The sequence below is a fragment of the Streptomyces sp. NRRL S-495 genome (genome assembly GCF_000966955.1).
Classification (GTDB): domain Bacteria; phylum Actinomycetota; class Actinomycetes; order Streptomycetales; family Streptomycetaceae; genus Kitasatospora; species Kitasatospora purpeofusca.
The window spans coordinates 1-5,434 of record NZ_JZWY01000729.1; the positions used below are offsets into that span (position 1 = coordinate 1).

Here is a 5,434-nt window from a genome sequence, read left to right on the forward strand (position 1 = left end):
CGGGGTGATCGGCCGGGGGCGGGCGGTGGTCGGCTGGGGCGGGCAGTCCGCGCAGGTGGGGGGCGGGGGCGGCTGTGGCACGATGCGAGGGATCGGCCGAACGGCCGCCGCCTCCCCGCCCGGGCCAGCACGGTCCGGGCCCGCCAGAGATGAGGACCCCGTGCCCGAGAGCAGCACCGGCGCGGCCCCCGAGGCCGCCGGCACCGACCGGCTGGCCTTCCGCGCCGCGACCTCCGCCGATGTGCCCGCCCTGCTGGACCTGGTCGAGTCCGCCTACCGGGGCGACACCAGCCGGGCGGGCTGGACCACCGAGGCCGACCTGCTGGCCGGGCAGCGCACCGACACCGAGGGCGTCACCGCGGCCGTCACCCACGCCGACGGCGTGGTGCTGCTCGCCGAGCTGGACGGCGAGCTGCTGGCCTGCTGCCAGTTGGAACGCCGGGGCGGGCGCGCCTACTTCGGCATGTTCTCGGTGCGCCCCGGCCGTCAGGGCGGCGGCCTCGGCCGGGCCGTGCTCGCGCGGGCCGAGCGGTACGCGGCCGAGGAGTGGGGGGTGGTCGAGATGGAGATGACGGTGATCGAGCAGCGCTCGGAGCTGATCGCCTGGTACGAGCGCCGGGGCTTCCGGCGCACCGGCGACTACTCGCCGTTCCCGTACGGCGACGAGCGCTTCGGCATCCCGCTCCGCCCCGACCTGCGGTTCGAGAAGCTGACCAAGGAGATTACCGTCCGGTAGTGGTGACACGGCGTCAGGTGGTGTACGAATCTGACGTTATGTCAACTCCCTGACCTGGGGCGATGCCCGACCGTCCGGCCCGATGATCGATTGGTCCAGACCAACGTGAGAGGCTGACCGGCGAAAGGCCACGTTCCGTCCCAGCTCAGGGGGGCCATTCCGCATGCCCGCACACCATGGCAACGCCGTGTCAGCGCCCGACCGGGAACCGCACCACCCCGGGTACCGAATACCCGACGGCGGGCCCGAAAGCCGTCATGACAGCCAGCTCGCCGACCGTCCCGGGGCGTCTCCCGGCACGCGTCCCGGCACCCGTACCGACACGCGTCCCGGTATCCGTCCCGACATACGCGCCGACATACGCGCCGACGACGACCTGTCGCGCCTGCCGAGTCCGCCCGACGACGAGGAGCTCTACTGGTACTTCGGCCCGCAGCGCCGCTGGGTGCTGCTTTGCGCCACCCTCTCCTACGCCGGCGCCACCGCGACACTCGGCCTGTTCGCGCTCAGCCGCCCGCTGCTCTGGCCGTTCCTCGCCCTCACCGTGCTCAACGCCGCGACCTGGCTGCTCTCCGTCGTCGACGGACAGCGCTCCCGCCGCTTCACCCGCGACTCGCACGACCTGCTGGTCCGGGCCTGGCGCCCCGTCCGGCACCCGGGCGTCGACCTCCTGCTGCCCACCGCCGGCGAACCGCTCGCCGTCCTGGACAACGCCTACCGACACACCGCCGCCGTCCGGTGGCCCGGCGAGCTGACCGTCCTGGTCCTCGACGACGCCGCCCGGCCCGAGGTGCGTGAACTCGCCGAGTCCTACGGCTTCGAGTACCGCAGCCGCCCCGACCGGGGCCGCTTCAAGAAGGCCGGCAACCTCAACCACGGCCTGGTCGAGGGCACCGGCGACATCATCGCCGTCCTCGACGCGGACTTCTGCCCGCGCCCGGACTTCCTGCACCACCTGGTGCCGTACCTCGACGATCCGGACATCGGCATCGTTCAGAGCCCGCAGTGCTTCGACACCGATGCCGGGATGTCCTGGCTCGAACGCGCGGCCGGCGCCACCCAGGAGATCTTCTACCGCTGGATCCAGCCCTCCCGGGACGCCCAGGACGGCACCGTCTGCTGCGGCACCAACGCGCTCTACCGGCGCGCCGCACTCGAACGCGTCGGCGGCTTCGCCGAGATCGACCACAGCGAGGACCTCTACACCGGCCTCTCGCTCGCCCGCGCCGGGTGGACCACCCGGTACGTGCCCGCGCTGCTCGCCAAGGGCATGTCGCCCACCGGCCTGCCCGCCTTCATCAGCCAGCAGTACCGCTGGTGCCTCGGCTCGCTGGCCCTGGTCGGGGATCCCGACTTCCGGCGCGGCCCGCTGCCCCGCTCGGCCCGGCTCTGCTTCTGGAACGGCATCCTCGGCTACCTCACCAGTGCGGTGAACGTCTTCGCCGTGCCGCTGCCGGCCCTGATCATGCTGTTCTTCCGCCCCGACGAGATCGCCCCCTGGCAGGTACTGCCGTTCCTGCCGCCGATCTGGGTCGCGCTCGTCCTGCTCCCCGCGATGTCCCGCACCCACTGGCGCTTCGAGGTCACCCGGGTCCAACTCCTGGGCGGGCTCTGCCATGTGGTGGCCATCGCGCACGCGCTGCGCCGCCGCAGCGCCGACTGGGTGCCCACCGGCGCCGTCTCCGGCGGCACCGCGCTGGCCCGTACCGTCGCCCGGATCGGCGTCGGCTGGCTCGGCCTGGTGGTCGTCGCGGGCGTGGTCGGACTCGTCCGCGCCGTCAACTCCTACGGCTGGCAGCCCTTCTGGGCGCTCGCCGGACTGCTCGCGCTCACCACCTACACGGTCGTTCCGCTGATCGGCGCGCTCTGGCCGCTGGTCCGCGGTGGCAACGGCGCCACCGTCGCGGACCTCGCCCGGCCGTCCGACCGTCAGGGCAACCGGCGGTCCGACCGTGCGTCCGACCTGCGCTTCGGGCCCGCCGAGGCCGTCGCCGTCACCGCGGTGCTGCTGCTCTGCGGCCTGCTGGCGTCCGGCTGGGCCGACCCGCTGATGTTCTGACGTTCCGCCAGTTCTGCTTCCTCCCCCGATCGTTACGCTTCACCCTTCCTTGCGCGTCGCCCCACCGGCGCGGACTGCCGGCCGGCCGCCCCATCGGCCCGCCGGCCCCCGACCACCGCTGCCAGCCCCTGCAAGGAGCTTCGCCGTGCCCACGGCCGTACCACCAGGCGCCGAGCCGTCGCGCGCCCTCGTCCCGACCGACATCCTCTCCTCCTCGTCCACCGCCGAACCTGTCGCCGCTCGTGCCGGTGCCGCCGAGCCCACCACCGCTCGTGCCGGTGCCGCCCGGCCTGACGCGGCCGGACCCACCACCGCCGGACCCGCCGCCGCCGAAGCGCGGCCGAGGGCCGCCTTCCGCCCCGACATCGAGGGCCTGCGCGGCGTCGCCGTGCTCTCCGTACTCGCCTTCCACGCGGCCGTCCCCGGCCTCACCGGCGGCTACGTCGGCGTCGACGTCTTCTTCGTCGTCTCCGGCTTCCTGATCACCGGGCTCCTCCTCGCCCGCCCCCTGGGCCTGTGGGACTTCGCCGCCCGCCGCGCCCGCCGCATCCTGCCCGCCGCCGCCGTGGTCCTGGTCGCCACCGCGCTGGCCGGCGGCGCCCTGCTCGACCCGCTGCGCGGCACCGACCTCGCCCGGGACCTGATCGCCGCCGCCGGACAGTTCTCCAACTGGCGCTTCGTCGGCCAGCAGACCGACTACCTGGCCGCCGAACACGACCCCAGTCCGCTCCAGCACTTCTGGTCGCTGGGGGTGGAGAACCAGTTCTACCTGCTCTGGGGCGTCCTGCTGCTCGGCCTCGCCCGACTGTTCGCCGGACACCGCCGCCGCACCGTCACCGCCGCCACCCTGACCACCCTCGCCGTCGGCGGCGTCTCGCTGTTCCTCTGCGTCCGCTGGACGGCCGGCTCCGCGCCGCTCGGCTACTTCTCCACCGCGAGCCGCCTCTGGGAATTCGCCGTCGGCGGCTGCGTCGCCCTCGCCGCACCGGCCCTGACCACCCGGCTCGCCCGCGGCGGCCCCGGTGCCCGCCTCGGCGGCGGGCTGCTGCGCGTCCTCGGCTGGGCCGGCGCCGCCGCGCTCCTCACCGCCGTCCTCCGGTACGACCGCGACACGCCCTTCCCCGGCGCGGCCGCCCTGCTGCCCGTGCTCGGCACCGCCGCCGTGCTGCTGGCAGGCCCCGCGCACCGCGCGCTCGCCGCCGGTGACGCCGGCCGACTGCTCGCCACCCGTCCGCTGCGCGCCGCCGGGCGCCTCTCCTACGCCTGGTACCTGTGGCACTGGCCGGTGCTGACCATCGCCCAGGCCCGCTGGGGCGCCCTGCCCTGGACCACGCTGGTGGCCCTCACCGCGGCCGCCGCCGTCCCGGCCTGGCTCACCCTGCGGCTGGTCGAACAGCCGCTGCGGTACGGCAGCAGCCCGGCCCCGCGCCGCGGCCTCGCCGTCGGTGCCAGCGCCCTGGTCATCCCGCTGATCGCCGGCCTCACCCTGGGCGGCGGCACGGTCCGCGCGCTCGGCGACCCCGACCGCGCGGCCGTCGCCCCGGCCGGGGCGGTGGACGGCCCCGGCCTCCTCGCCCCCGGCACCCGGGTGCTGACGCTCACCCCCTCGCTCGCCCGGGCCCGCGAGGACTTCCCGCCCGGCAAGGGCTGCGAGATCCCGCTCGGCGCCGAGGCCAGCCCGCGCTGCTTGTTCGGCGCGGAGTCCAGCCCCGACCGGATCGTGCTCATCGGCGACTCGCACGCCGGTCAGTGGATCTCCGCCGCCCTGGCGATGGCCGAGCAGCGGCAGTGGGCGCTGGAGGTGCTGGTCAAGCCGGGCTGCCCGCTGGCCACCCTGACGGTGCGCAACAACGTGCTCGGCCGCACCTTCGAGGAGTGCGACCGCTGGCGGGAGAACACCTTCACCCGGCTCACCTCCGGTCCCAAGCCCCGGCTGGTGCTGATGGCGGGCCTCAACCGGTACGGCGGCCAGGACGAGCGCACCGAGGGCTGGACCCGCACCCTCGACCGCCTCACCGCCCTCGGCGCGCCGCTCGCCTACCTGGGCGACACCCCGATGCCCGGCAAGGACATCCCGACCTGCCTGGCCGGCTCCGACGGCCGCTCGGACGCCTGCTTCTTCCCACGCGGGACGGCCTTCGAACGCGACCCGCTGCTCGACGGCGGCCTCGCCGAGCGCTACCGGGTCCGGGCCCTGGACCTCGGCCCGCTGCTCTGCCCCGGCCCCGGCCCGGACTGCCCGGCTGTCCTGGAGGGCGTGATCCTCTACCGCGACACCGGCCACATCACCGACACCCTGGCCCGGGTCCTCGCCCCGCGCCTGGACCACGCCCTGCTCGGCCCCGGCGCCGTCTCCTGACACCCGGCCCGGCACTGTTTCCTGGCACCGTTTCCCGTAACCGTCTCCCGACGCCCGGCCGCCCGCCCACCGCTTCCGGTGGGCGGGCGGCCTTCGTCGTCCTGCCGGACCGTTGCGCGCCGGTCCCGATCCCGGTCTGCTTCCCATCCCGGTCCCGGTCCCGCCTCAGCCGTAGATGCCCCGGCAGAGGCGGGCCTGCTCGGAGCCGGCCGGCCAGCGGCCGAAGTGCTCGGCCTGGTCGCAGATCGTGCCGCCGCCCGCCCCCCCCCCCCCCCCCCCC

General features: G+C 75.2%; 3 protein-coding genes. All 3 read left to right on the plus strand.

What is annotated here, in order from left to right; translation table 11 throughout:
• The first annotated feature begins 160 nt into the window (after positions 1 to 160).
• The 3 genes from VR45_RS32060 to VR45_RS32070 all read left to right on the plus strand — a co-directional run bounded on the left by VR45_RS32060 (position 161) and on the right by VR45_RS32070 (position 5,154).
• Positions 161 to 736: a GNAT family N-acetyltransferase gene (locus tag VR45_RS32060; RefSeq protein ID WP_234326369.1), complete on the plus strand. Its 576-nt coding sequence runs from the start codon at positions 161 to 163 to the stop codon at positions 734 to 736.
• Positions 737 to 923: 187 nt separating this feature from the next.
• The gene (locus tag VR45_RS32065) at positions 924 to 2,795 is read left to right on the plus strand and encodes a cellulose synthase catalytic subunit (protein ID WP_353612734.1); all 1,872 of its coding nucleotides are present in this window, start codon (positions 924 to 926) and stop codon (positions 2,793 to 2,795) included.
• Between the two features lie 145 nt (positions 2,796 to 2,940).
• Positions 2,941 to 5,154, plus strand: coding sequence for an acyltransferase family protein (locus VR45_RS32070; RefSeq protein WP_052709531.1), 2,214 nt, complete (start codon positions 2,941 to 2,943; stop codon positions 5,152 to 5,154).
• Positions 5,155 to 5,434 lie beyond the last annotated feature (280 nt).